Below are 24,497 nucleotides of genomic sequence, written 5' to 3'. Positions count from 1 at the left end.
CCTGCAGAACTATGCTGAGGGATGCGCTACTACACTCATCTGGATGGGAGCACATGCCCATGCGTACATTGATCGCGCTGACCCTTTTGATTGGCAGCAGCACTGTATTAGCCGCCACCGAATGCACCACCGCTGACAAAAGCACCTGGCAGGATCAGGAAAAATTCCAGGCGCAGCTCAAGGAGCAAGGCTACAAGATCAACAAGTTCAAGGTCACCAAGGGCAACTGCTACGAGATCTACGGTTTCGACAAGGATGGCAAGAAGGTCGAGATCTACCATGACCCAGTGACGGGCAAGGCAGTCAAGACCGAGTACCACGATTGAACAGCGACGGCACGGTACAGCTGTGGGACCCCCTACTGCGGCTGTGCCACTGGTCGATCGCCGTGGTGTTCTTCGCCAACTACTTCTTCAACGAAGAGGGTGAAGACTGGCACCAGTGGCTGGGCTACTACGCACTGGCCGTTGTGGTGGTGCGTGTGATCTGGGGCTTTGTCGGGCCACGCAGCGCGCGTTGGGCCGACTTCTGGCCAACCCCGGCAAGCCTGGTCGGGCATGCTCGGGCGCTGCTGCATGGGGAGCTTGACCATCACATGGGGCATTCGCCGATTGGCGCCCTGGTGATGATGCTGATGCTGACCTGCATTGCCGGCCTGGGCCTTACCGGGTGGGCGTCGCAGGAGGTGGACGCGCTGTTTGGTGTCGACTGGCCGATGGACCTGCACAGCTGGCTGGCCAACGCGCTGCTGGTGCTGGTTTGCGTGCATGTGCTGGCGGCCATCTACGAGAGCGTGCGCATGCGGGAAAACCTGCCGTGGTCGATGATCACGGGGCGCCGTCGGCACCGCGATTGACTGTGGCGGCCTCTTCGCGGGCAAGCCCGCTCCCACAAGGACTGTGCAAAACTCAAGGTTTGCGCAGTACCTGTGGGAGCGGGTTTACCCGCGAAGAGGCCAGCACAGGCAACTCTGCTACACAGCCGGGCACTGATGGGTCACACAGTGAATCCCCCCGCCCCCCGCAGCAATGGCATCGATATCCAGCTGCACGATATCCCGCCCCGGATACAACGCCGCCAGCAGCCCCCGCGCTTTCTCGTCCGCCGCCCCATCGCCAAACTGTGGCGCAATGATCGCGCCATTGATCACGAAGTAGTTGATGTACCCAGCGGCAAAGTCGTCATTGCCTTTGCTGAACCTGTTGCGCCGCCCGTGCAGCGGCGGCGACACGACATGCACCTGCAACCTGCGGCCCTCGGCATCGGTGGCCCGCTTGAGGATATCCAGGTGCTTGCGCGTCACGGCGTAGTCATACGAGTCCGGGTCGTTATCCAGGTTGGCAATCACCACCCCCGGCCTGACGAAGCGGGCATAGAAGTCCACGTGCCCGTCGGTGATGTCCTGGCCGGCGATGCCCGGTAGCCAGATGATCTTGCTCAGCCCCAGGCGCTCCTTGAGCTCCGCCTCGATCTCGGCCTTGCTCCAGCCTTTGTTGCGGTTGGCGTTGACCCAGCTGCTCTCGGTCATGATGCCGGTGCCGTGGCCGTCCACCTCTATGGCGCCGCCTTCACCCACCAGGTCGCTGCGCTGGTAGCGGGCACCGGCCAGCGTGGTTACGCGCCTGGCCAGTTGGGCATCGTTGCGGTGACGTTGCTTGTTGCCCCAGCCATTGAAGTTGAAGTCCACCGCCGCCAGGGCTCCGTCATCATCGACGACGAAGTTGGCGCCGATGTCGCGCATCCAGATGTCGTCCAGCTCGCACTCGACGAAACTTGTGCGCTGGCTGGCACAGTGTTGCTCGGCCAGCTCGCGCTCGCTGGCCCGGCAGAACACCGTCACTGGCTGATAGCGCGCGATGGCCTGGGCGATGCGACCGAGGGCGGCCTGCACATCGGCGGTGAAGTCCTCCCAGATCGCATTCTGGGCGCCGAAGGCGATGAATGCGCGCTGCTGCGGCTCGCCTTCGTCCGGCATGAACCAGCGCCCCGGTTCTTCGGCGCGGGCCAGGCCCAGCGGTAGGCCGAGGCTGGCACCAAGGCCGGCGGCCAGCGAAAGTTGCAGGAAGGTTCTACGGCTTGGCATGGCTCAGTCCTGTGCAGTCTTGAAGCGGGTCCACACGCGCATGCGTGCACGCATGTCGGCCTGTGGGATATCGCGGCCCGGGATCAGCCGGGCATAGGTGGCTTGGTCGAGGTAGATATCGGGGTTGTCGCGCATGCGCGGGTCCACTGCCTGGCGTGCCTTGGCGCTGGCGGTAGGGTAACCGGTGAAGTTGCTGATGGCCGCCATGTTCGCCGGGCGCATGACGAAATTGATGAAACGATAGGCGTATTCCGGGTGCTTGGCATCGGCCGGGATGGCCATGGTATCCATCCACACCGTGGTGCCTTGGCGCGGCACGCGGTACTGGAAGTCGAGATGCTTGCCCGCGGCGTCGGCGGTACGCTGCGCCTGGATCACGTCGCCACTGTAGCCCAGTGACAGGCACAGGTTCTCGTTGACCAGTTCGGTCACCGGTTGCGACTGGAACTTGCGCACGTACGGGCGAATCGCCTTGAGCAGTTCGCTGGCTGCGGCCAGGTCTTCGCGCTTGGCACTGCGTGGCTCGCGGCCCAGGTAGTTGAGGACCACTGCCAGCACTTCGTCGGGTGAATCGATGACTGAAATACCGCAGTCGGCGAATTTGGCTGCCAGCTCCGGCTTGAACAGCAGGTCGAGGTTGTCCAGCGGTGCATCGGGCATGCGTTGGCGGACTTTGTCGGCATTCACCGTCAGGCCGATGGTGCCCCAGGTGTAGGGCACGGTCGCCTGGCTGGCCTTGGGGTACCGGGCGTGCAGCTGACGCAGCCCGGGCTCGATGTCGTCCAGGGCCTCCAGGCGGCTGTGGTCCAGTGGCTGCAGGCTGCCGGCGCGCATCAGGCGCTCGGCGACGGTATCACCGGGGAAGACCAGGTCGTAGCCACTGCGCCCGGACATCAGCTTGGCCTCGAGCACTTCGCTGCCATCCATCACGTCGTAGATCACCTGGATGCCGGTTTCGGCCGTGAACTGCTTGAGGGTGTCCTCGGCAAAATAGTCGGCCCAGTTGTACAGGCGCAGCACGGGCTGCTCGGCCTGAGCCTGGCAGGCGCAGACGGCCAGCGCCAAGGCGGCCAGAACGTGGCGTTTCATGCTCATGCCCTCAGGGTGTGTGGGTGGGTGCCGTCCAGGGTCAGCAGCGGTGCGTACATCTCCGGGCGGCGATCGCGGTAGATGCCCCAGCTCAGGCGGTCTTCCCGCATGCCGGCCAGATCCAGGTCGTGCAGCCAGATGCCACTGCTGTCGCGGTCGGCTTCGGCGAGCATGGCGCCCTTGTGGTCGCAGATGAACGACGAGCCATAGAAGCGCATGGCCAACGATGCGTCGCTGGCTGCGACTTCTTCGCCCACCCGATTGGCCGCCACCACCGGCAACAGGTTGGCGGCGGCGTGGCCGCGCATGGCCACCTGCCAGTGGTCGCGCGAGTCCAGTTCGGCACAGCCGGGCTCGGAGCCGATGGCGGTGGGGAACAGCAGCACTTCGGCGCCCATCAGTGCCAGGCAGCGGGCGGTCTCGGGGAACCACTGGTCCCAGCAGATGCCGATGCCCAGGCGGCCGAAGGCGGTGTCCCAGACCTTGAAGCCGGTATCGCCGGGGCTGAAGTATTCCTTCTCCTGGTAGCCGATGGCATTGGGGATGTGGGTCTTGCGGTAGACGCCAAGCAGGCGGCCATCGGCATCGGCCACGGTCAGCGAGTTGAAGAAGGCATTGCCGGCGCGCTCGTACCAGCTCAGCGGCAGCACCACGCCTAGCTCGCCGGCCAGTGCGGCGAAGCGCTGCAGGATAGGGCTGGCAGGGTAGGGTTGGGCGAGTGCCTGGTGCTGGTGGTCCTGTTCGATGCAGAAGTATGGGGTGGCGAACAGCTCCTGCAGCAGGATCACCTGGGCCCCCTTGGCGGCAGCCTGGCGAACCAGTTGTTCGGCGCGGTCGAGGTTGCCAGGCAGGTCCCAGCTGCACGGCATCTGGGTGGTGGCGATGCGCAGCAGGCTCATGGCTGCACCTCGGGTTGTTGCTGGGTGATGCAATGGATGCCGCCACCGCCATGGGCGATGTGGTCGATGCGCACCGGTACGATCTCCCGGCCCGGGAAGGCGTGGGCCAGTTGCGCGGCGGCTTCCTGGTCGGCGGCGATGCCATAGGCCGGCATGATGATCGCGCCGTTGGCGATGTAGAAGTTGGTGTACGAGGCGCAGAATACCTCGGCGTCCTGGTCGACGGCGGCGCTGGCTTCATACAGGTCGAGCAGCTCGAAGTGCCGGCCTTGCGCGTCGGTGGCCAGTTCCAGGGCGCGGCGGTTTTCCCGCACGACTTCGGCGTACACCGAATGCTGGTCATGGGTGGCGTCGACCAGCAGCACGCCAGGGCGGGCGAAGGCGCATACACCGTCGACGTGGCCGTCGGTCATGTCGCCGGTGATGTATTGTGGGTCACCCGGTAGCCAGATGGTCTTGCGGATGCCCAGGTAGCGAGCGAAGCAGGCCTCGAACTCGGCCTTGCTCACGGCAGGGTTGCGGTTGGGGTTGAGCAGCACCGACTCGGTGGTGATCAGGGTGCCTTCGCCGTCCACATGAATCGCCCCGCCTTCGTTGCACAGCGCCGTGCTGAAACCGTCCAGGCCCAGTTGGTCGAGGATGCGCCGGCCGAGGCTGCGGTCCTGGCCGTGCTGCGACTTGCCACCCCAGGCGTTGAAGCGCCAGCTCAGGCCGGCCAGGCCATGCTGTGGGTGGCAGACGAAGCTAGGGCCGCTGTCCCGGCACCAGCTGTCGTCCACGGCCATTTCGACCAGTTCGATATTGGCGCCGCAGAGGGCACGTGCGCTCTGCAAGGCCGAAGGGTCGACCACCATCTTCACCGGCTCGAATCGGGCGATGGCCGCCGCGACCCGGGCGTAGTCCTGCTGTACGTCGGCCAGGCGCACGTGCCAGCCGCTTTCCCACAGGGCCTGGTTGTGTGGCCAGACCATCCAGGTGGCAGCGTGGCGGGCCCATTCGGCGGGCATGCGCCAGCCGCTGTCGAGGGACAGGTGCATAGTGAACTCCGATCAATTAAGGATTTTTATCAACGAAGCCCGCCGTCGCGGGTGTTGATCTCCATGCTATGGCTAGGCTTGGCCTGCGACAAACGATAGATTTAGCGCACATCTGATCAGCAGGGCTTATCAATCATGCTCAAACACTGGCCACCCCTGAATGCCCTGCGCGGCTTCGAAGCCGCTGCGCGGCTGGGCAGCTTCCACAAGGCCGCCGAAGCGCTGAACCTGACCCAGTCGGCCATCAGCCAGCAGATTCGCAGCCTGGAAACCTACCTGGAGCAGCCGCTGTTCCACCGCAGTGGCCGCAGCGTGAGCCTGACCGACGCCGGGCACGACCTGCTCAGCACCACGCAGTCGCTGCTGCAGCACCTGGCGGTGGGCATTCGCCGGCTCGACCAGTACCGCAAGCCCAACCAACTGGTGGTCAACACCAGCCCGGCCTTTGCCAGGCACTGGCTGCTGCCGCGGCTGGCCGACTTTCACCAGCGCTGCCCGGATGTCGACTTGTGGTTGTTCACCAGTTTCGAGGTGCCGGACATGGCGACCGAGACCATCGACCTGGCCATCCGCGACGACCTCAGTGCCCAGGCCGAGTGCAGCTTCAACGTGCTGCACCAGGACCAGCTGTACCCGGCCTGCCACCCGGCGTTGCTGCAAACGCCGATGTCGCGGCGCACCACCTTGCATGGCGAGCGCGAGATGGACTGGAGCCACTGGCAGCTGGAGGGTGGCGAGGATGTGGGGCAGCAGGGCAAGGGGCTGAACTTTTCCGACCCCGGGCTGCTGCTGGATGCGGCGAGCGAGGGGTTGGGGGTGGCCCTGGTCAGCCAGTTGCTGGCGCGGCGGGCGGTGGAGGAGGGGCGTTTGCAGGCTTTGTCGGCGCAGCGCGTGCGTGGGCCGGCGTGGGCGTGCCTGGTGCATCGGGATAGCCAGGATGATCCGCTGGCCCGGCAGTTCCTGGAATGGCTGAAAGGGGCTCTCTTGTCAGATTGATGTTGCCTGCACTGGCCCTATCGCCGGCAAGCCAGCTCCCACAGGTCCCTCACAGGGCTCAAGTTTTGCGCCGTCTTTGTGGGAGCTGGCTTGCCGGCGATAGGGCCGGTACAGGTAATCCACCGTTTTGCATCCCCAAGATCACCCCGTAATATGTGTCGGATAACCTGCGGGGGTAGTCTCACCCTCTGATCAACCGGAATCGCCCATGGCGGCGCTTCCCCCGGCATAAACCTGACGAGGTACAGACATTGGCCATCATTCATCCTAAGGTCCGCGGTTTCATCTGCACCACGACTCACCCGAAGGGCTGCGAGCTCAACGTCCGTGACCAGATCGAAGCCACCCGCAAGCTGGGCGTGCGCGAGGATGGCCCGAAGAAGGTCCTGGTCATCGGTGCTTCCAGCGGCTACGGCCTGGCAGCCCGCATCACCGCGGCGTTCGGCTTCAAGGCCGACACCCTGGGCGTGTTCTTCGAAAAGCCAGGCACCGAGACCAAGGCCGGCACCGCTGGCTGGTACAACGCTGCAGCCTTCGACAAGTTCGCCAAGGCCGAAGGCCTGTACAGCAAGTCGATCAATGGTGACGCTTTCTCCGACGAAGCCCGTGCCAAGGTCATCGAGCTGATCAAGAACGAAATGGGCGGCAAGGTCGACCTGGTCATCTACTCGCTGGCCTCGCCAGTGCGCAAGCTGCCGCAGACCGGTGAACTGGTGCGTTCGGCCCTGAAGCCGATCGGCCAGCCGTACAAGTCGACCGCCATCGACACCAACAAGGACACCATCATCGAGGCCAGCATCGAGCCGGCTACCGAGCAGGAAATCGCCGACACCGTCACCGTCATGGGTGGCCAGGACTGGCAGCTGTGGATCGACGCCCTGGCTGGCGCCAACGTGCTGGCCGAAGGCGCCCGCACCGTGGCCTTCAGCTACATCGGCAGCGACATCACCTGGCCGATCTACTGGCACGGTGCGCTGGGCCAGGCCAAGCAGGACCTGGACGAAACCGCCCTGCGCCTGGACAAGAAACTGGCCGGTGAAGTCAAGGGCGGCGCCAACGTGGCGGTGCTGAAGTCGGTGGTTACCCAGGCCAGCTCGGCCATCCCGGTGATGCCGCTGTACCTGTCCATGGTGTTCAAGATCATGCAGGAGAAGGGTGTTCACGAAGGCACCCAGGACCAGCTGGACCGCATGTACCGCGACCGCATGTACCGTGCCGACGGCGCGCCGGCCGAGGTCGACGAGAAGGGCCGCCTGCGCCTGGACGACTGGGAACTGCGTGATGACGTACAGGACGCCTGCAAGGCGCTGTGGCCACAGGTGACCACCGAGAACCTGTTCGAGCTGACCGACTATGCCGGCTACAAGAAGCAGTTCCTCAACCTGTTCGGCTTCGAGCGCGCTGACGTCAACTACGACGAAGACGTGGCTACCGATGTGAAGTTCGACTGCGTCGAGCTGTAATCGCTGTCGGCCTGTACCGGCCCTTTCGCGGGTAAACCCGCTCCCACAGGGATCCCTTTTAACTTGAGGGAAATGGAGTACCTGTAGGAGCGGGTTTACCCGCGAAGAGGCCGGTACAGGCTATAAAATCTTTGCTAGCTTTGGCGCACAACAACAGGGAATGTGCCATGAGCAGCCTCACCCAACCCGCCACTGCCTTTCGCCACACCGCAGCCGACGGCTACAGCCTCGGCGGCTTCCGCTGGCGCCACGCCCGACCTGACCCCCAGCGCCCGCTGGTGATCATCAACGCTGCCACCTCGGTACGCTGCCGCTACTACTCGCGTTTCGCCGACTACCTGTTCGCCCAAGGTTGCGATGTGCTGACCTACGACTACCGTGGCATCGGCGAATCCCGCCCGGCCTCGCTGCGCGGCTTCCAGGCATCCTGGAGCGACTGGGGCCGGCTGGATTTCGAAGCCATGCTGGTGCATGCCGCAGAACATTTCCCCGGCCAGCCGGTGGACGTGGTGGGGCACAGTTTTGGCGGCTGCGCAGTGGGGCTGGCACCGTCGGCGAGCAAGGTTCGCCGGGTGGTGATGGTTGGTGCGCAATTTGCCTATTGGCGCGATTACGCGGCTGACCAGCGTTGGCAACTGTTCGGCAAGTGGCATGTGGTAATGCCGCTGCTCACCCGGGTGTTCGGTTACTTTCCCGGCAAGCGCCTGGGTTGGCTGGAGGACACGCCATCCGGCGTGGTGCACGACTGGACCACCCGTACCCCACGCTATGAGCACCGACCCAGCGGGCGTGCACTGGAGGCACTACCGTTCGCCCAGGTGCGGGCGGCGACGCTGGCCATCAGCCTGACCGATGACCCCTTTGGTACCGTGGCGGCGACCGAACGTTTGCTGGGTTATCTGCAGGGCGCCGAGCGCCAGCACCTGCGCATTGCGCCTGTGGATATCTCGGTCGATGAAATTGGCCATTTCGCGTTCTTCCATGACCGCTTTCGCGAAAGTTTGTGGCCGGTGGCCTTGCAGTGGTTGCGGCAGGGGGGATTGGCGGGTGAGGTGCCGGGAACCATCATCAGCTGAGGTTGGTTTCGAGATCTTGGGGCCGCTCTGCGGCCCTATCGCGACACAAGGCCGCTCCTACAAGGGAACGCGGTCTTCTGTAGGAGCGGCCTTGTGTCGCGATGGGCTGCAAAGCAGCCCCGGCTATCTCAAGCCTTGCGCGCAAGCGGCAGCTCGGCAAACTTGACGCCCGCCAGCCCATGCTTGATCAGCGCACGGATATTGCCATGGTCGCTGCCCTCGGGCGTGGCTACCACGTCACGGTAGTGCTCGCCAAAGGCCAGCAGTGCTTCCTGGTCGCTCAGCCCTTCCAGCACCGCCAGGCCCAGGGTCTTGCACGAACCTTCGTTCTGCCCGGCCGCATTCGCCACGCCGCCATTGTCGAAGGCCTGTGGCTGGTAGCTGTAGTTGTCGGCAATGAACGCCAGGGTGTCGGCAAACACGTGTTGGCCGCTGGCCAGGCTGGCGCGCAGGGTGTTCAGGTCAGTCACGGGGTTTTCCTTTTTCGAACGCCGCTTGTTGGTCGGCGCTGGCTTCTTTCTGGTATTGGGCTTTCCACTCGGCGTAAGGCATGCCGTACACCGCTTCGCGGGCGTCATCCATGCTCAGGTCGAGCTGGCGCTCGTCAGCCGCGGCCTTGTACCACTTGGACAGGCAGTTGCGGCAGAAGCCGGACAGGTTCATCAGGTCGATGTTCTGCACATCGGTGCGCTTCTGCAGGTGTTCGACCAGGCGCCGGAACGCGGCGGCCTCGAGTTCGAGCTGTTGCTGTGGGGTCATGGGCTTCTCTCAGGTCATGCGGTTCTTCAGGTGGCGGCCACCGTTGATGACCACCTGGCTGCCGGTGCTGTACTGGCTGGCGAGCAGGTACTTGACCGTCTCGATCAGCGGGCCGGCGCCGGGTTCGAACTCCAGCAGGGCCTTTTTCAGGGTCTGCTGGCGGTAGGTTTCGTCACCCCCTTCCTTGAGGATCAGCAGCCCCGGCAGGATACCGTTCACATGCACCTTGGGCGCATATTTTTCGGCGAAAGACAGCACCATGTTCTGCAACGCGGCCTTGGTCGCGGCGTAGCCGATATGGCTTTTGCTGCCGCGTGAAGAGGTTTCGTCGCAAATGTGGATGATGTCGGCCTTTTCCACCTTGGCCAGCAGGTCGCCCAGGGCCAGGTTGAGGTGGTAGGGCGCTTCGACGTGCAGGCGGAACATGGTCTCGAGGTTGTCGAGGCCATCGTCGAGCCACAGCGAGGCGTTGTGGATGATCGCGCGCAGGCCGTCGTAATGGTTGTGCAGATACTCGATCAGGGCCTGGCGGTCGGCCGCCTGGCACAGGTCGGCCTGGAACTGCACGATATTCGGGTGGGCCGCCTGTGGCTGGACGCTGCGGCTGGCACTGACCACCGTATGGCCGGCCTGTGCCAGTTCAAGGGCCAGGGCCAGCCCGACGCGCTGGCTGGCTCCGGTAACGAGAATGGGGCTGTTCATGTTCGGGGCGGTCAACTTGTCTGTCCTTTGGTTGCCGCCCAGCATACCCGAACTGTCTACCGCGTGTACGGCCTGGCCTCAGCGGCTGCGCAGGGCGCCAGCAGGGGCCGGGGATGCATGCAGCCAGCCGGCCAGCAGGCGGGTGGAAAGGGGGATGAACAGGTAGACCATCACCGGCGTCAGGCCCAGGGTGCTGAGCAGTACCCGGGGCACCAGGTCCAGTGCTGCCAGCCAGTGGCCGAACACTAGGTTGAACACCAGCGAGACCGGGAAGAAGGCCAGCCAGATGGCCACGGCCTGCTTCCAACGTGGCGGTTTTTGCACCATATTGGTGCCAAACCAGTCGTCGATGCCGCTTACGCGCGCCTCTTTGGGGCGCTCGAACAAGCCGTTGCCGCGCTGCAACCAGGCCCGGCGCGAGGCGGAATGCTCCCAGGCGTGCAGGGTCGGCTCGTCGCTGAAACGGAAAATGATCTGGAATTCGTCGCTGTCGCGGGGTGGCGCGAGGATGCCCGAGCCAAGGTAGCCGGGGAAGTCGGTGGCCAGCTGTTCGCCTTCATGCAGCCAGGCCAGCAGGTCCTGGTAGCGGCCATGGGCGGCGCGGCGCGACACCATCAGGGTGACGGGTGGGGTAGACATCGTGTATCTCCTGGCAACGGGCTGGCGGGTAGCCGGCCCCTTTGGCTGTGTGGCCCGGGGTGGTGGGCGACGCAGGCGTGCATGCAAGAATCGGGCGCGGATTATCGCCCATGTGCGATCTTCGGCAACTGTCAGCCGGCAAACGGTTGCCGTAGTAGACTAGGTGTTCAACTTGGGCACACAGGGTACCCCTTGCAGATGAACGAACAGGGACTGAACCCGGTAATCGATGCGAGCCTCGCGCAGCAGGACCTGTTTCCGATCCGTGAGGTTTCCCGCCTGACCGGCGTCAATGCCGTGACCTTGCGCGCCTGGGAGCGCCGCCATGGCCTGATCCAGCCAACCCGCACCGACAGTGGTCACCGCCTGTACTCCCAGGCCGACATCGATGACATCCGCCGCATCCTTGGCTGGCTGGAGCGCGGCGTGGCGGTAAGCAAGGTCGCCAGCATCCTCGCCCGCGACCATGCCCTTGCCGGGCAGGCGGGTGGCGCGACGGGCGCCTGGGTGCGCTGGCAGCAGCAGATTCGCCAGGCGCTGCAACGTTTTGACCTGGCCAGCCTGGACCGCCTGTTCGACGAAGTGTTTGCCGCCTGCACCCTGGACCAGGTATTCAGCGAAGTGTTCATGCCGGTGTGGCATGACCTGGCGGTCGGGCAGGGCGGCTACGGGCAGGCCAGCGAGTGGCTGTTCCTCGATCAGTTCCTGCGTGGCCGGGTGTTGGCCCGCTTGCAACTTGCCCGTGTACCGCGCAGCCGCATGGTGCTGCTGGCACCGTTGCCGGGGCAGTGCCACGAACTGGAGTTGCTGGTGACCAGCCTGATCCTGAGCAGTGATGAATTTGGCGTGACGCCACTGGCGAGCGGGCAGCCGCTGGCAGAACTGGCACTGGTCTGCGAGCGCCTGAAGCCGGATGCCCTGGTGCTGTTCTCCCACCAGCCGCCCACGGCGGAACTCACCCGGCGCCTGACACGCCTGGTGGCAGGGCTGGAATGCCCGTTGTTACTGGCGGGTGAAGCGGCGGAACTGGCACAGGACAGTCTGGCTGGCAGCCCGATCGCCTGCCTGGGCGCGCAGGGTAGCGTGATGCGCCAGCGTTTGCGGCAGTTTCTGGCCGGTCAGTTCGATACCTGAGTGTGTAGCTCGGGGTGGGCCCGGCGATGGGCCTGGAGAATGTAGTCGCGCAGGCGTTCGATCTCTTCGGCCGGGCTCTGGCTGAGGTCGTAGGCGGCCAGGTCCGGGCCGATGCGCCGGCCCAGCACGCCATGCAGTTCGATGGGGGGGATGCCGCCAGGGGCGAAGCGCAGTTCGAAGTGGGCTGGTGCCGCTGGCAGGCCGCGGACTTCCAGCAATGTACCCTTGAACGAAATATCGCGGACCCACAGGCCGCTTTCCTGCCCATGGGCATCGAGCAGCGCGCTCGGCTGCTCCATCGACAGGCGCCAGGGGCGCAGCATGGGCCCGTCTTCGTAGATTTCCGGTGAGCCCAGTTGCAGGTGCAGGGCATGGAACTCGTCTTCCACCAGTTGCAGCGGGAAGCTGATCTGCTGGTTGTTGAACTGGGCCTGCAGGGTTACCTGCTCGTTGGCCACCAAGCGGGTAAGCAAGCTCTGGATGCGGCGGTCGCCATTGACCAGCAGGCTCGACATGGGGTCGGCCAGGTTCAACTGCGGCGAATGCTGCATGTTCTGTATGAAATCCAGCTCGTCCTGGGTCAGGAGCGCTTCTGCTTGCATGATCGAACTCGATGGCGATTTCTTCAACGGGATTGACCGTGCGCGGCGTACTTGGTTCAGGTGCGTTCGTCGGGTTTCGGACGAACGCGCAGTTGCGCCAGTTCCCGTTCCAGTTCGACCTGGCGAGTAACGTCTTTCTGGATACCGATGAAGTAGGTGCGCTGTTCGTCGTCGCGCCTTACCGGGGTGATCGACAGTTCGTTCCAGAAAGCGCTGCCATCCTTGCGGTAGTTGCGCAGCACTTCGCGGCACGGTCGGCCTTCGGCCAGGGCCTTGCGGATGCGGGCGCGGCCAAGCTGGTCGCGGTCGTCGGCCTGCAGGAAGCGGCAATCCTGGTAGAGGATTTCGTCACGGCTGTAGCCGGTCAGGCGTTCGAAGGCCGCGTTCACGTAGATGAGGATGGTGTCGTCGCCTTCCTGTTCGGCGACCACGATGCCGTCATTGGACGCATCGACCATGGATTGCAGTAGTTGCGCGTTGATCATGTTCGGGCCATTGAATAAACAAGGGTGCGAAGCAGGGCTGAGGAGGGTGATTTTGGTAGAGGCGGCCTTTTGCCAGCGCCGGATGCTAGTATCCTACGTTTTCACTCAGTTTCGGAATCCTCTACCCGATGAAAGTCGCCATTATTTCCGGATCGGTCTACGGCACCGCCGAAGAAGTCGCCCGTCACGCTGAATCGCTGCTCAAGGCTGCGGGCCTGGAGGCCTGGCATGCGGCGCGCGCCACCTTGCAGGACCTTGAAGGTTTCGCCCCCGACGCCTTGCTGGCCGTGACCTCGACCACTGGCATGGGCGAACTGCCGGACAACCTCATGCCGTTGTACAGCAGCATTCGCGATACCCTGCCTGCGGCCTGGCGTGGCCTGCCGGGTGCGGTGCTTGCGCTGGGTGACAGCAGTTATGGCGATACCTATTGCGGTGGTGGCGAGCAGATGCGCGAGCTGTTTGCCGAACTGGGCGTGCGCGAAGTGCAGCCGATGCTGCGCCTGGATGCCAGCGAGACGGTGACTCCGGAGGCGGATGCAGAGCCTTGGTTGGCTGAGCTTGTTCAAGCACTGAAGGCCTGACTCGAGGCTTCACGCGAGCCCTTGTAGGAGCGGCCTTGTGTCGCGAAAGGGCTGCAAAGCAGCCCCAGCAATATCTGCTGCGCTGCCGAATCCAGGGGCTGCTTTGCAGCCCTTTCGCGACACAAGGCCGCTCCTACAGGGATCGCGTCAGCCGTGGTGTTCGCGTAGTAAAGACAACCACGCCTGCGCCGCCCGTGACAGATACGCCCCGCGCCGCCAGATGAACGCGATATCCCAACGCAAATCCTCCGGCGAGCGCAGCGGCAAGCGCACCACACCGGGGCGCTCCAGCGCTTTCGCCACCACACGGGGCAGCAGCACCACGCCCTGGCCCGCCGCCGCCAGCGCCGCGAGGAAGTCCGCCTGGCCACTGCGCCCGCCTTCCTTGGGGGTAAAACCCTGCTGCTGGCATGCCTTCAGCAACCGGTCATTGAGCACGAAGCTGCGCTGGTAAAGCAGGAACGGCGTATCTGCCAGCTGCTGCAGGTCCACCCCGTCCTGGCCCGCCAGCTCGTGGCCGGCAGGCAACAGGGCATCCAGTGGTTCGTTGCAGAACGGCTGGTAGTCGAACGCCTCGTCACTGGGCGTCAGGCTGCCACCCAGTTCCAGTTCGCCACTCTTGACTGCCTGTTCGATGCTGCGGCTGCCGCCTTCGAGCAACTGGACCGCGATGTTCGGGTGACGCCGCCGATACTCGGCGAACAAGCCGGCGAACAGCGCGTCGCTGCCCAGCATCGGCAAGCCCAGGCGCAGTTCACCGCGGCCCATCTGGCTGAGGTCGTCCAGTTCGCTGAGCAGCGCCTGACGTTGGCGCAGCAAGGCTTCGCCACGCTCCAGCACGATGCGCCCGGCAGCGGTCAGGTGCAGCTGCGAGGCCTGGCGCTCCAGCAGCGGCTGGCCCACATCTTGCTCCAGCTGGGCCACCTGTTTGCTCACCGCCGACTGGCTGATGTGCAGGGTTTGCGCCGCCTGGGTAAAACCGCCGCGGTGGACCACTTCGATAAAGCTGCGCAGCTGTTTGAATTCCATGATCGCAATTCCATTCTGGAATGGCGTTCAGTCTAACAATTCGCTTCTGGCCTAGGCAGCCAAATCTTAAAATGAGGGCCTGTCGAGGACCCCCCCATGAAACCCGCGTTATTGAAAAAAGCCCTGCGCTTGCTCGTCGAGCTGGCGATCCTCTGTGCCTTGTTCCTGTTCGGTGGCCAGCTTGCCACCTGGCTGGGCTGGCCGATTCCTGGCGGTGTGATGGGCCTGGCATTGCTGCTGTTGCTGTTCGCCTCGGGTGTGCTCAAGCCGGCCATGCTGCAACTGGGCGCCGGCTGGTTGATGGCTGAGATGCTGCTGTTCTTCATCCCGGCGCTGATGAGCCTGCTCGATTACGGCGCCCTGATCCGTGACGAGGGCTGGCGCATCCTGCTGGTGATCGCCGTGAGCACCTTGATGGTAATGGTGGTGACCGCGTTGACCGTGGAACTGGTGTGCCGCTGGAGCTTGCGCCATGAGCCTTGAACCTATGCCACTGTTCTGGCTGGCCCTGACCTTGCTGGCGTATCTGGGCAGCCGCTGGTTGTACCGGCGCAGCGGGCGCTACCTGCTGTCGCCGCTGATCCTGGTGCCGGTTCTGTTGCTGGCGGTGGCCGTGCCGCTGCACACCGCCTATGCCGAGTACGCCCGCAACACCCACTGGCTGATGAGCGTGCTTGGCCCGGTGACCGTGGCCTTCGCGGTGCCGATCTGGCAGCAACGGGCCATGCTGGCGCGCCACTGGCCGGCACTGATGGTGGGCATGGTCGCCGGCAGCAGCGCTTCGATCGCCAGTTCCTGGGGGTTGGCTCATATGTTGGCGCTGGACAGCGCGACCAGCCTGTCGCTGGTGCCGCGTTCGATCACCACGCCCTTTGCCATGCCATTGGCCCATGACCTGGGCGGCGTACCGGAACTGACGGCGGTGTTCGTGATGTTCACCGGCGTGCTGGGCGCCATGTTCGGCGGTGTGCTGCTGCGCTGGTTGCCATTGCGCACACCACTGGCGCGAGGCGCGCTGTTCGGCGTCGGTGCCCATGGTGCCGGTGTCAGCCGGGCACAGGAGGTGGGCCGCGAGGAAGGCTCGGTGGCCGGCCTGGTCATGGTCCTGACCGGGCTGTTGAACCTGTTCGCGGCACCGCTGCTGGCCATGCTGCTCTGACCGTTCGTGCCACTGACTCGCCAAGTCATCAAGCTGGCTGGCAACGCAAGTTCCAGCCCATGGGCTGCTGGCTAGACTCTGCCTCGACATAGAGAGCACATGTAAGTGCCGAGGTGACATGCAATGACCGCAGCCTTGCTCTATTCCACCAACACCACCTCACCGGGACCGTTCTGATGCCCATGGCCGAAATTCCATTGTGCGTCTGGCGTACCCGGGGACAGAGTTACAGCTTCCGGGGCCAGAGCATCCGCTACTGGACCGCAGGGCAAGGAGAGCCCCTGCTTCTGTTGCACGGCTTCCCTACTGCCAGCTGGGATTGGCGCTACCTGTGGGGGCCATTGGCCCAGCGCTTCCGGTTGATCGCCTGCGACATGCTCGGATTTGGTGATTCGGCCAAACCGGTCGATCACCTGTACAGCCTGATGGAGCAGGCCGACCTGCAGCAGGCCTTGCTCGCCGAGCTGAAGGTCGACCAGCCGGTGCATCTGCTGGCCCATGACTACGGCGGCAGCGTGGCGCAGGAACTGCTGGCGCGGCATCATGAACAGCGCGCCAACATCGCCAGCTGCGTGTTCCTCAACAGCGGGCTGTTCCCCGAAAGCTGCCGCATGCTGCTGATCCAGAAGTTGCTGCTCAGCCGTCTGGGCTGGCTGGTAGGGCGTTCGTTCGGGCGTGACGACCTGGTGCGCAGCGTGATCCAGGTCTACGGCTCTTGCACCCAACCCAGTGAAAGCGTGCTGGATGACTTCTGGAGTTTGATCGCCGCCAACCGTGGCACGCGCATCCTGCACAAACTGGTGGGGTACATGCCGGAGCGCAGGTTGCACCGCGAGCGCTGGGTTGGCGCGATGCAGCACGAAGGCGTGCCGCTGCGCTTGATCAGTGGCGTGGTCGACCCGCTGTCCGGCGCGCACATGGTGGAGCGCTACCGGCAACTGGTGCCGGAGCCGGACACCGTGCAGTTGCAGGGCATCGGCCATTACCCGCATACCGAAGCGCCGGTGCAGGTGCTGCGCCATTACCTGGCCTTTCGTGAACAACCGCTGAGCTGTTTCCAGCAGAAAGTGGCCTGGTACTGACAGGGCCTCATCGCCGGCAAGCCGGCTCCCACAAGTACAGCGCAGGCCTGGAGGCCGGCGCGGTTGGTGTGAGAGCTGGCTTGCTGGCGATGTGCTGCACAGCGGCCCCATAACCATCGTGCTGCGTTATTGCCAGGCATTCAGCCTGCGTGAGCTTGATTGTCCACCTGCCGCTGGCGGCGGACACTCGGCTGACCTGAACCTGCCTGGAGCCATGAGCATGAGCGAGCCTGTCCGTCTGCAAGATCGCGTGGTGATCGTCACCGGAGCCGGGGGCGGCCTGGGCCGCGCCCATGCGCTGCTGTTCGCTGCGCGTGGTGCGCGGGTGGTGGTCAACGACCTCGGCGGCTCCACCCACGGTGAAGGTGCCAGCGCCTCCGCCGCCGACCAGGTGGTAGCGGAGATCCGCGCCGCTGGTGGCAGTGCCATTGCCAACCATGACTCGGTCAGCCACGGCGCGCGTATTGTCGAGCAGGCCCTGGACAGCTTCGGCCGGGTCGATGTGCTGGTGAACAATGCCGGCATCCTGCGTGACAAGACCTTCCACAAGATGGAAGACAGCGATTGGGAGCAGGTGTATCAGGTGCATGTCGAGGGGGCTTACAAGGTCACCCGCGCCGCCTGGCCGCACCTGCGCGAGCAGAACTGGGGGCGGGTGATCTTCACCGCTTCCACGTCCGGTATCTACGGCAACTTCGGCCAGGCCAACTACGGCATGGCCAAGCTGGGCCTGTATGGGCTGACTCGTACCCTGGCGATCGAAGGGCGCAAGCACGGCATCCTGGTCAACGCCATCGCCCCCACCGGTGGTACCCGCATGACCGAAGGGTTGATCCCGCCCCAGGTGTTCGAGCGGCTCAAGCCAGAGCTGGTCAGCCCGCTGGTGGTGTACCTGGGCAGCGAGCAGTGCCAGGGCAGCGGTGAGCTGTTCGAAGTGGGCGGCGGCTGGGTGGGCAAGGTGCGGTGGGAGCGTAGCCTGGGGGTAGGCTTCGATCCGCGTGAAGGCTTTACCCCGGAGCAGGTGGCGGAGAACTGGGCACGGATTGGCGACTTCGACGGGGCAGTGCACCCACAGGACAGCTTGCAGGCGTTGCAGCAGATGATGGCGAACTTGCAGAAGTATCCGCTGGGCTGAAACTTGTATGCCTGTGCCGGCCTCTTCGCGGGTAAACCCGCTCCCACAGGTACACCACAAGCCTTTGGGGTAGTGATATCTCTGTGGGAGCGGGTTTACCCGCGAAGAGGCCAGCACGGGCGAAGAGTTTTTCAGGGCAGATAAAAAAGGCCGCTGCAAGCCGCAGCGGCCAATCGAGACGTCAGATCAAGGAGCTTCAAAATCTACGTCGGTGAACCTCGCAGGCCTGAAAGGCGGGGGGAGAGCCCTTCATGCCGGCCAGTGAGTTAAGAATAAGCGCCTGATCCTGTAGGAAAAATAGCCGCTTATGACATTCACCTTTACGTATCGGGCAATAGTGCCGCAAGCGCTCAGCCGGCGGGCGAATAGCCCATGCGCCAGCTGGTTTCCCGCGCTGCCGCCAGCAGCCGTTGCGCCGCCGGGCCATGCTCGTCGGCATGGAAGATCGACGTCGGCCCGACCACGGTCATCACCGCGGCGATCTGCCCCATGGCATTGAACACCGGGGCCGACAGCGCATCCACGCCCGGCATCAACAGCCCGTGCACATGGTGCAGGCCACGTTCACGAATGCCCGCCAGTACCGCCTGGTAGTCGGCGGCGCTGTGCTGCAGGGCGGCCAGTTCCCGGTCACGCAACTCCACGGTCTCGCGCTCGGGCAGGTAGGCGGCGAACACCAGCCCGGTGGACGACGTGAGCAGCGGCAGTACCGAGCCGATCTGCGTTACCACGGTGACCGCACGTACCGCCGGCTCGATGCTGACCACTGTCGCGCCCTGGTTGCCCCATACGGCAACGAAGCAGCTCTCGTTCAGTTCATCGCGCAGCTGCGACAACGGTAGCGCGGCAATCTTCAGCACATCGATACTGCCCAGCGCCGCCAGCCCCACCCGCAGTGCCTCGCGCCCCAGGCCGTAATGGTTGGTGGCCGCATCCTGCTCGGCAAAACCGCTGGCGATCAATGCCTGCAGGTAACGGTGCACCTTGCTCGCCGGCATCTGCACATGTTCCGCGAGGCGCGACAGGGAGGTGGACGGGGAGAGCTCGGCAAGGGCCTTGAGGATGTCGGTGCCGACCTCCGCCGAGCGGACTTTCTGCTTGCCGTTGTCGGCGGGGGAGCTGGCTTTGGCCATGGACATCTTCTTCCGGATTCTTCGAGTCGCGCCTTTATAGCTTGACGCATTGCCCGTAGCAAATTACGTTATTCGTAATCTGATTACGATAAAAACAATGCAGACGCGCTGCCACCCCGCCCCGGGCCAGCAGCCAGCTGCCAGCAACGGCTCGGCCAGAGCCCGGAGGCATCGATGAATCGCGATACGTCACCCGACCTTCACTACCTCAGCGGCTTCGGCAACGAGTTTGCCAGCGAAGCGCTGCCAGGGGCCTTGCCGGTCGGGCAGAACTCGCCGCAGAAGGCGCCCTATGGGCTGTATGCCGAGCTGCTCTCGGGCACGGCGTTCACCATGACCCGCAGCGAGCTGCGCCGCACCTGGCTGTATCGTATTCGTCCGTCTGCCTTGCACCCGCGTTTCGAACGCCTGGCGCGTCAGCCGCTGACCGGCCCGCTGGGGGCCATCACCCCCAACCGCCTGCGCTGGAACCCCCAGCCGATCCCCGTCGAACCGACCGATTTCATCGAGGGCTGGCTGCCCATGGTGGCCAACGCCGCTGCGGAAAAACCGGCCGGCGTGAGCATCTACATCTACCGCGCCAACCGGTCGATGGAGCGGGTGTTCTTCAACGCCGACGGTGAACTGCTGCTGGTGCCGCAACAGGGCCGCCTGCGCATTGCCACCGAACTGGGGGTGATGGAAGTCGAGCCGTTGGAAATCGCGGTAATCCCGCGTGGCATGAAGTTTCGCGTCGAGCTGCTCGACGGCGAGGCCCGCGGCTACATCGCCGAAAACCACGGCGCGCCGCTGCGCATCCCGGACCTGGGCCCGATCGGCAGCAACGGCCTGGCCAACCCGCGCGACTTCCTCACCCCGGTGGCGCACTACGAAGAGGCCGATGGCCCGGTGCAGCTGGTGCAGAAGTTCCTGGGCGAACATTGGGCCTGCGAACTGCAGCACTCGCCACTGGACGTGGTCGCCTGGCACGGCAGCAACGTGCCGTACAAGTACGACCTGCGCCGCTTCAACACCATCGGTACGGTCAGCTTCGACCACCCGGACCCGTCGATTTTCACCGTGCTGACCTCGCCGACCAGCGTGCATGGCCTGGCCAACATGGACTTCGTGATCTTCCCGCCACGCTGGATGGTGGCCGAGAACACCTTCCGTCCACCATGGTTCCACCGCAACCTGATGAACGAGTTCATGGGCCTGATCAACGGTGCCTACGACGCCAAGGCCGAGGGCTTCCTGCCGGGCGGTGCCTCGCTGCACGGAGTGATGAGCGCCCATGGCCCCGACGCCGAAACCTGTGAAAAGGCTATTGCCGCCGACCTGGTGCCGCACAAGATCGACAACACCATGGCCTTCATGTTCGAGACCAGCCAGGTGCTGCGCCCGAGCCTGCAAGCCCTTGAATGCCCGCAGTTGCAGGCCGACTACGATAGTTGCTGGGCCACCTTGCCGAGCACCTTCAACCCGAACCGGAGATAACCCATGAACCAGACCGCCATTGCCCGTAGCTGGGTCGAGCACGCTAACGGGCACAGCGACTTCCCGCTGCAGAACCTGCCGTTGGGCATCTTCAGCCGGCCGGGTGAAGCCAAGCGCTGTGGCGTGGCCATCGGCGACGCCATCCTCGACCTGGAGGCGGTGCTGGCCGCCGGCCTGTTCGACGGTGCCGCCAAGGCCGCTGTCGAGGCCACCCGTGGTGGGGCCTTGAACGCATTCTTCGCCCTCGGCCGCAATGCCCGCGTTGCCCTGCGCGAGCGCCTGCTGGTGCTGCTGGGCGAGCACAGCGAACACCAGGCGGCGCTGCAGGCCGCACTGTACCCGGCCAGCGCCTGCCAACTGCATGTACCGGCGCAGATCGGTGACTACACCGACTTCTACGTGGGTATCGAGCACGCCAAGAACGTCGGCAAGCTGTTCCGCCCCGACAACCCGCTGCTGCCCAACTACAAGTACGTGCCGATCGGTTATCACGGCCGCGCCTCGACCATCCGCCCGTCCGGCACTGATGTGCGCCGGCCCAAGGGCCAGACGCTGCCGGCCGGGCACACCGAGCCATGCTTCGGCCCCTGCGCGCGCCTGGACTACGAGCTGGAGCTGGGTATCTGGATCGGCCAGGGCAACGACATGGGCCAGGCGATCCCGGTAGGCGATGCCGCCGAGCACGTGGCCGGTCTGTGCTTGCTCAACGACTGGTCAGCGCGCGATATCCAGGCCTGGGAATACCAGCCGCTGGGGCCGTTCCTGTCCAAGAGCTTCATCACCACCATCTCGCCCTGGGTAGTTACCGCCGAAGCGCTGGAACCGTTCCGCTGTGCCCAGCCGGCACGCCCGGAAGGTGACCCACAGCCACTGTCGTACCTTCTGGACAAGCGCGACCAGGCCGCTGGAGCATTCGATATCGAGCTCGAGGTGCTGCTGCTGACCGAGGGCATGCGCGAGCAGGGTCTTGCCCCGCACCGCCTGACCCTGAGCAACACCCGCAGCATGTACTGGACCGTGGCACAGCTGGTCGCGCACCACAGCGTCAACGGCTGCCAGCTGCAACCGGGCGACCTGTTCGGTTCGGGCACGCTGTCGGGCACCGCGCCAGGTTCGTTCGGCAGCCTGCTGGAGATCACCGAAGGCGGCAAGCACCCGGTGGAACTGGCCAGTGGCGAGGTGCGCAAGTTCCTCGAAGACGGCGACGAGATCATCCTGCGTGCCCGCTGCGTGCGTGATGGCGTGGCCAGCATCGGTTTCGGCGAATGCCGCGGCACGGTCATCGCGGCCAACTGAGGAGGCACGGGCATGGAGCTGTACACCTATTACCGTTCCACCTCGTCCTACCGGGTGCGCATTGCCCTGGCACTGAAGGGGCTGGCCTACCAGTCCCTGCCGGTCAACCTGTTACAGGGTGAGCAGCGCGGTGCGGACTATGTCGCGGTCAACCCGCAGGGCCGTGTGCCGGCCTTGCGCACCGATGGCGGTGAGCTGCTGGTGCAATCGCCGGCGATCATCGAGTACCTGGAAGAGGTTTATCCACAGCCCGCGCTGCTGCCTGCTGCGGCCGAGGCGCGCGCCAAGGTACGGGGTGTGGCGGCGATCATCGGCTGCGACATCCACCCGCTGCACAACGTCAGCGTGCTCAACCGGCTGCGCCAGGCTGGCCAGGACGAGAGCCAGGTCAACCAGTGGATCGGCCACTGGATCAGCCAGGGGCTGGCGGCAGTGGAGCAGCTGATAGGCGATCGCGGCTTCTGCTTCGGTGATGAGCCGGGCCTGGCGGATGTCTACCTGATCCCGCAGTTGTACGCGGCCGAACGCTTCAACATCGACCTCGACAGCTTCCCGCGCATCCTGCGGGTTGCCGCCTTGGCGGCGGGGCACCCGGCGTTCGCCCAGGCCCACCCAGCACAGCAGCCGGACAGCCCGGCTCAGTGAATGGAACGGTTCGCCGCCGGAAGCTTGCCGATACGCTCGGACAGTTTCAGGCGCTGGACCGGGTCCTCCGTCAGCAGTAACGCATGCTCCAAGTCGAAGCGCTCGGCCTGCGGGCAATCCAGGTGCTGGTAGAGCGAGGCGCGGGTCACATAGTCGCTGACCTGCACCGGGCCCAGTTGCATGACCCGCTCGGCATCGATCAGCGCCGCCAGGTGGTCGTCGTTGCTGATGTGCAACTGGCGCAGGTTGCGTGACAGGCGTTGCAGCATCTGCAGCGGGCTGGCACTGCGCATGTGCTCGGCGGTCAGCGCTACATGCGGGCCAAACTGGCGAGCCAGCAGCTCACGGCAATCGTTGGGGTACAGGCGGCGGCCACCACAGGGGTCGAGCAGGTGATCCGCACCTGGCACGCGCAGCAGGAAATGGCCAGGGAAGCCTACGCCCTCAAGAGGGATGGACAGGCGCCGGGCCAGTTCCAGGGCAAGGATGGCCAGGGCCAGCGGTTGGCCACGGCGGCGCTGCAGCACCTTGTCCATCATCGCGGCATGCGGGCGCAGCGGGTGGTATTCATCCTGCTGGAAGCCCAGGGCATTGAGTTGGCGCAGCAGTGGCTGGGCCAGTTCGCACAGCGGCAGCATCGGCAGGTTGGCGCTGATCTCGCGCTGCAGGTCATGCAGCTTGGCAAGGCTGGCCGCGGGCTCGACGCTGCGGTCGTGCTCGGCGGCAATCCATAATGCGGCTTCCAGCAGGGCGACGGGCTCGCGTTCCAGGCAGGCCAGGCAGGCTTGACGTGGCTTCATGGGGCTTCTCCACACACGCTTGAGTATTAGCTGCGGCGCGCGGTTTCGTCCAGTGGTCCGGCGGCGGTGCCAGCCCAAGGGCCATGCCTATACTGGAGAGAGCACCTCGTAGGGGAGCCTGTCGATGTTCGCGCTGATGCAAAGCACCCGTACCCAGTCGCTGCACTTGTTCACCCACCCGCCCACCGGCCTGAAGGCCGTGGTGGCTATCCACAGCGAGCAGTTGGGCCCGGCCATGGGCGGTTGCCGCTACCTGCCTTATGCCGATGATGAAAGCGCCATGGCCGACGCCATCCGCCTGGCCCAGGGCATGAGCTACAAGGCGGCGCTGGCCGGCCTGCCACTGGGGGGCGGCAAGGCGGTGATCATGCGCAACCCGCATGTGGAAAACCGTGCCGCGCTGTTCGAGGCCTTTGGCCACTTCATCGACACCTTGCAAGGGCGCTTCATCATCGCCGTGGACAGCGGCACCTCGACCCTGGACATGGACTGCATTGCCCAGAGCACACCCCATGTGACCAGCACCACGGCCTCGGGTGACCCCTCACCGCATGCGGCGATGGGGGTTTTTGCCGGCATTCGTGCCACCACTTCGTTCCGCCTTGGCAGTGATGACCTGCAAGGGCTGCGGGTTGCGGTGCAAGGGTTGGGCAATGTCGGTTATGCGCTGGCGGAGCAACTGCATGCGGCGGGTGCTGACCTGCTGGTGAGCGATCTGGACCCTGGGCGGGTGCGGCTGGCGGTGGAGCAGTTCAATGCCCATCCGGTGACCAACGATGCGTTGATCAGCACCCCTTGCGACATCTTTGCCCCTTGCGGCGTGGGCCCTGTGTTGAACGGGCAGAGCGTGATGCAGTTGCGTTGCGCGGCAGTGGCGGGGGCGGCGAACAACCAGCTGACCACCTTGCAGGTAGCCGACCAGCTGGAGTCGCGCGGGATACTGTATGCGCCCGATTACGTGATCAATGCCGGTGGGTTGATCTACGTGGCACTTACCCATCGTGGCGAAGACCTGGGCACCATCACTGCGCACCTGGCGCGGATACCTTCACGGCTGACCGAAGTGTTTGGCCATGCACAGGCAGAGAAGCGCTCGCCGGCGCGGGTGGCGCAGATGCTGGCGGAGCGGTTGCTCTACGGCTGAGGGTTGATACCGGCTTTGCTGGCCTCTTCGCGGGCACGCCCGCTCCCACA

28 protein-coding genes are annotated in these 24,497 nt (G+C 64.7%); 15 read left to right on the top strand and 13 right to left on the bottom strand.

From position 1 onward, the window contains the following. Positions 1-59: 59 nt before the first annotated feature. The gene (locus ABNP31_RS22190; protein WP_085664497.1) at positions 60-326 is read left to right on the top strand and encodes a PepSY domain-containing protein; all 267 of its coding nucleotides are present in this window, start codon (positions 60-62) and stop codon (positions 324-326) included. Next, entirely contained in the window at positions 323-856 is a 534-nt protein-coding gene (locus ABNP31_RS22185) for a cytochrome b/b6 domain-containing protein (protein ID WP_025340632.1), read from the top strand. Before ABNP31_RS22190 ends, ABNP31_RS22185 begins: the two co-directional genes overlap by 4 nt. Before the next feature lie 117 nt (positions 857-973). Here the strand turns inward: ABNP31_RS22185 and ABNP31_RS22180 are convergent, their stop codons facing one another. From ABNP31_RS22180 to ABNP31_RS22165, 4 genes are read right to left on the bottom strand one after another with little or no spacing between them, the layout of a single operon-like run. Beyond that, positions 974-2,083 (bottom strand): agmatine deiminase family protein, encoded by a 1,110-nt coding sequence (locus tag ABNP31_RS22180; protein WP_085664450.1) that lies wholly within the window; start codon positions 2,081-2,083, stop codon positions 974-976. Positions 2,084-2,086: 3 nt separating this feature from the next. Next, entirely contained in the window at positions 2,087-3,172 is a 1,086-nt protein-coding gene (locus ABNP31_RS22175; RefSeq protein WP_085664449.1) for an extracellular solute-binding protein, read from the bottom strand. A 2-nt stretch (positions 3,173-3,174) separates the two neighbouring features. After that, complete coding sequence (gene aguB, locus ABNP31_RS22170; RefSeq protein ID WP_025340629.1) at positions 3,175-4,071, bottom strand: N-carbamoylputrescine amidase; 897 nt, start codon at positions 4,069-4,071, stop codon at positions 3,175-3,177. Further along, positions 4,068-5,108 carry an agmatine deiminase family protein gene (locus tag ABNP31_RS22165; protein WP_350012761.1) on the bottom strand — a complete coding sequence of 347 codons (1,041 nt, stop codon included), beginning with the start codon at positions 5,106-5,108 and terminating at the stop codon, positions 4,068-4,070. Before ABNP31_RS22165 ends, aguB begins: the two co-directional genes overlap by 4 nt. A 135-nt stretch (positions 5,109-5,243) precedes the next feature. Here ABNP31_RS22165 and ABNP31_RS22160 point away from each other — a divergent pair, with 135 nt between their 5' ends. The 3 genes from ABNP31_RS22160 to ABNP31_RS22150 all read left to right on the top strand — a co-directional run bounded on the left by ABNP31_RS22160 (position 5,244) and on the right by ABNP31_RS22150 (position 8,643). After that, positions 5,244-6,104, top strand: coding sequence for a LysR substrate-binding domain-containing protein (locus tag ABNP31_RS22160; RefSeq protein WP_025340627.1), 861 nt, complete (start codon positions 5,244-5,246; stop codon positions 6,102-6,104). Between the two features lie 251 nt (positions 6,105-6,355). Continuing rightward, complete coding sequence (fabV, locus tag ABNP31_RS22155) at positions 6,356-7,567, top strand: enoyl-ACP reductase FabV (RefSeq protein ID WP_075046363.1); 1,212 nt, start codon at positions 6,356-6,358, stop codon at positions 7,565-7,567. 167 nt (positions 7,568-7,734) lie between these two features. Continuing rightward, positions 7,735-8,643 carry an alpha/beta hydrolase family protein gene (locus ABNP31_RS22150; RefSeq protein WP_085614340.1) on the top strand — a complete coding sequence of 303 codons (909 nt, stop codon included), beginning with the start codon at positions 7,735-7,737 and terminating at the stop codon, positions 8,641-8,643. Between the two features lie 128 nt (positions 8,644-8,771). Here ABNP31_RS22150 and ABNP31_RS22145 read toward each other — a convergent pair whose 3' ends face one another. From ABNP31_RS22145 to ABNP31_RS22130, 4 genes are read right to left on the bottom strand one after another with little or no spacing between them, the layout of a single operon-like run. Beyond that, positions 8,772-9,113, bottom strand: coding sequence for a HopJ type III effector protein (locus ABNP31_RS22145; protein ID WP_238066922.1), 342 nt, complete (start codon positions 9,111-9,113; stop codon positions 8,772-8,774). Further along, positions 9,106-9,402, bottom strand: a complete 297-nt coding sequence (locus ABNP31_RS22140; protein ID WP_238066921.1) for a DUF1244 domain-containing protein — start codon at positions 9,400-9,402, stop codon at positions 9,106-9,108. The genes ABNP31_RS22145 and ABNP31_RS22140 overlap by 8 nt, the downstream gene beginning before the upstream one ends. A 9-nt stretch (positions 9,403-9,411) precedes the next feature. Continuing rightward, a complete protein-coding gene (gene folM, locus ABNP31_RS22135; RefSeq protein WP_075046361.1) occupies positions 9,412-10,149 on the bottom strand; it encodes a dihydromonapterin reductase in 738 nt (245 codons plus the stop codon). A 33-nt stretch (positions 10,150-10,182) separates the two neighbouring features. After that, positions 10,183-10,743, bottom strand: a complete 561-nt coding sequence (locus tag ABNP31_RS22130; RefSeq protein WP_015271784.1) for a hypothetical protein — start codon at positions 10,741-10,743, stop codon at positions 10,183-10,185. A gap of 198 nt (positions 10,744-10,941) precedes the next feature. Between ABNP31_RS22130 and ABNP31_RS22125 the strand changes: the two genes are divergently transcribed. Next, positions 10,942-11,877, top strand: a complete 936-nt coding sequence (locus ABNP31_RS22125; protein ID WP_085614339.1) for a MerR family transcriptional regulator — start codon at positions 10,942-10,944, stop codon at positions 11,875-11,877. Here ABNP31_RS22125 and ABNP31_RS22120 read toward each other — a convergent pair. Together ABNP31_RS22120 and ABNP31_RS22115 are read right to left on the bottom strand one after the other, a co-directional pair. Continuing rightward, positions 11,862-12,479 (bottom strand): hypothetical protein, encoded by a 618-nt coding sequence (locus ABNP31_RS22120; RefSeq protein ID WP_085664445.1) that lies wholly within the window; start codon positions 12,477-12,479, stop codon positions 11,862-11,864. The genes ABNP31_RS22125 and ABNP31_RS22120 overlap by 16 nt on opposite strands. Positions 12,480-12,535: 56 nt before the next feature. After that, entirely contained in the window at positions 12,536-12,964 is a 429-nt protein-coding gene (locus ABNP31_RS22115; protein WP_085664444.1) for a PAS domain S-box protein, read from the bottom strand. Positions 12,965-13,092: 128 nt separating this feature from the next. Between ABNP31_RS22115 and ABNP31_RS22110 the strand changes: the two genes are divergently transcribed. Next, positions 13,093-13,548, top strand: coding sequence for a flavodoxin (locus tag ABNP31_RS22110; RefSeq protein ID WP_350012760.1), 456 nt, complete (start codon positions 13,093-13,095; stop codon positions 13,546-13,548). Positions 13,549-13,695: 147 nt separating this feature from the next. On the opposite strand, the gene ABNP31_RS22105 is transcribed toward ABNP31_RS22110, so the two are convergent. Continuing rightward, positions 13,696-14,577 (bottom strand): LysR family transcriptional regulator, encoded by an 882-nt coding sequence (locus ABNP31_RS22105; protein WP_350012759.1) that lies wholly within the window; start codon positions 14,575-14,577, stop codon positions 13,696-13,698. A gap of 96 nt (positions 14,578-14,673) precedes the next feature. Between ABNP31_RS22105 and ABNP31_RS22100 the strand changes: the two genes are divergently transcribed. From ABNP31_RS22100 to ABNP31_RS22085, 4 genes are all read left to right on the top strand, one after another. Beyond that, positions 14,674-15,060, top strand: coding sequence for a CidA/LrgA family protein (locus tag ABNP31_RS22100; RefSeq protein WP_075046354.1), 387 nt, complete (start codon positions 14,674-14,676; stop codon positions 15,058-15,060). Continuing rightward, positions 15,050-15,736 carry an LrgB family protein gene (locus tag ABNP31_RS22095; RefSeq protein WP_024087732.1) on the top strand — a complete coding sequence of 229 codons (687 nt, stop codon included), beginning with the start codon at positions 15,050-15,052 and terminating at the stop codon, positions 15,734-15,736. Before ABNP31_RS22100 ends, ABNP31_RS22095 begins: the two co-directional genes overlap by 11 nt. Before the next feature lie 176 nt (positions 15,737-15,912). After that, on the top strand, positions 15,913-16,818 hold the full coding sequence (locus ABNP31_RS22090) for an alpha/beta fold hydrolase (protein ID WP_350012758.1): 906 nt from the start codon (positions 15,913-15,915) through the stop codon (positions 16,816-16,818). Positions 16,819-17,038: 220 nt separating this feature from the next. Beyond that, entirely contained in the window at positions 17,039-17,953 is a 915-nt protein-coding gene (locus tag ABNP31_RS22085; RefSeq protein WP_085664438.1) for an SDR family oxidoreductase, read from the top strand. A 350-nt stretch (positions 17,954-18,303) separates the two neighbouring features. Here ABNP31_RS22085 and ABNP31_RS22080 read toward each other — a convergent pair whose 3' ends face one another. Further along, positions 18,304-19,086: an IclR family transcriptional regulator gene (locus ABNP31_RS22080; protein ID WP_063913376.1), complete on the bottom strand. Its 783-nt coding sequence runs from the start codon at positions 19,084-19,086 to the stop codon at positions 18,304-18,306. Between the two features lie 174 nt (positions 19,087-19,260). On the opposite strand from ABNP31_RS22080, the gene hmgA reads away from it, so the two are divergent. The 3 genes from hmgA to maiA are packed head-to-tail and all read left to right on the top strand — an operon-like array spanning position 19,261 to position 22,503. Further along, positions 19,261-20,562 carry a homogentisate 1,2-dioxygenase gene (gene hmgA / locus ABNP31_RS22075; RefSeq protein ID WP_238066919.1) on the top strand — a complete coding sequence of 434 codons (1,302 nt, stop codon included), beginning with the start codon at positions 19,261-19,263 and terminating at the stop codon, positions 20,560-20,562. A gap of 3 nt (positions 20,563-20,565) precedes the next feature. Next, positions 20,566-21,858 (top strand): fumarylacetoacetase, encoded by a 1,293-nt coding sequence (gene fahA / locus ABNP31_RS22070; RefSeq protein ID WP_350012757.1) that lies wholly within the window; start codon positions 20,566-20,568, stop codon positions 21,856-21,858. Between the two features lie 12 nt (positions 21,859-21,870). Further along, positions 21,871-22,503: a maleylacetoacetate isomerase gene (maiA, locus tag ABNP31_RS22065; protein WP_085664435.1), complete on the top strand. Its 633-nt coding sequence runs from the start codon at positions 21,871-21,873 to the stop codon at positions 22,501-22,503. Here maiA and ABNP31_RS22060 read toward each other — a convergent pair. Further along, positions 22,497-23,303: a SirB1 family protein gene (locus ABNP31_RS22060; protein ID WP_085593040.1), complete on the bottom strand. Its 807-nt coding sequence runs from the start codon at positions 23,301-23,303 to the stop codon at positions 22,497-22,499. The genes maiA and ABNP31_RS22060 overlap by 7 nt on opposite strands. A 124-nt stretch (positions 23,304-23,427) precedes the next feature. Between ABNP31_RS22060 and ABNP31_RS22055 the strand changes: the two genes are divergently transcribed. Beyond that, positions 23,428-24,447 carry a Leu/Phe/Val dehydrogenase gene (locus tag ABNP31_RS22055; RefSeq protein ID WP_085593042.1) on the top strand — a complete coding sequence of 340 codons (1,020 nt, stop codon included), beginning with the start codon at positions 23,428-23,430 and terminating at the stop codon, positions 24,445-24,447. Positions 24,448-24,497: the final 50 nt, after the last annotated feature.

The sequence above is a fragment of the Pseudomonas asiatica genome, assembly GCF_040214835.1.
Classification (GTDB): Bacteria; Pseudomonadota; Gammaproteobacteria; order Pseudomonadales; family Pseudomonadaceae; genus Aquipseudomonas; species Aquipseudomonas putida_Z.
This window is presented reverse-complemented; position numbering and strand designations above follow the sequence as displayed.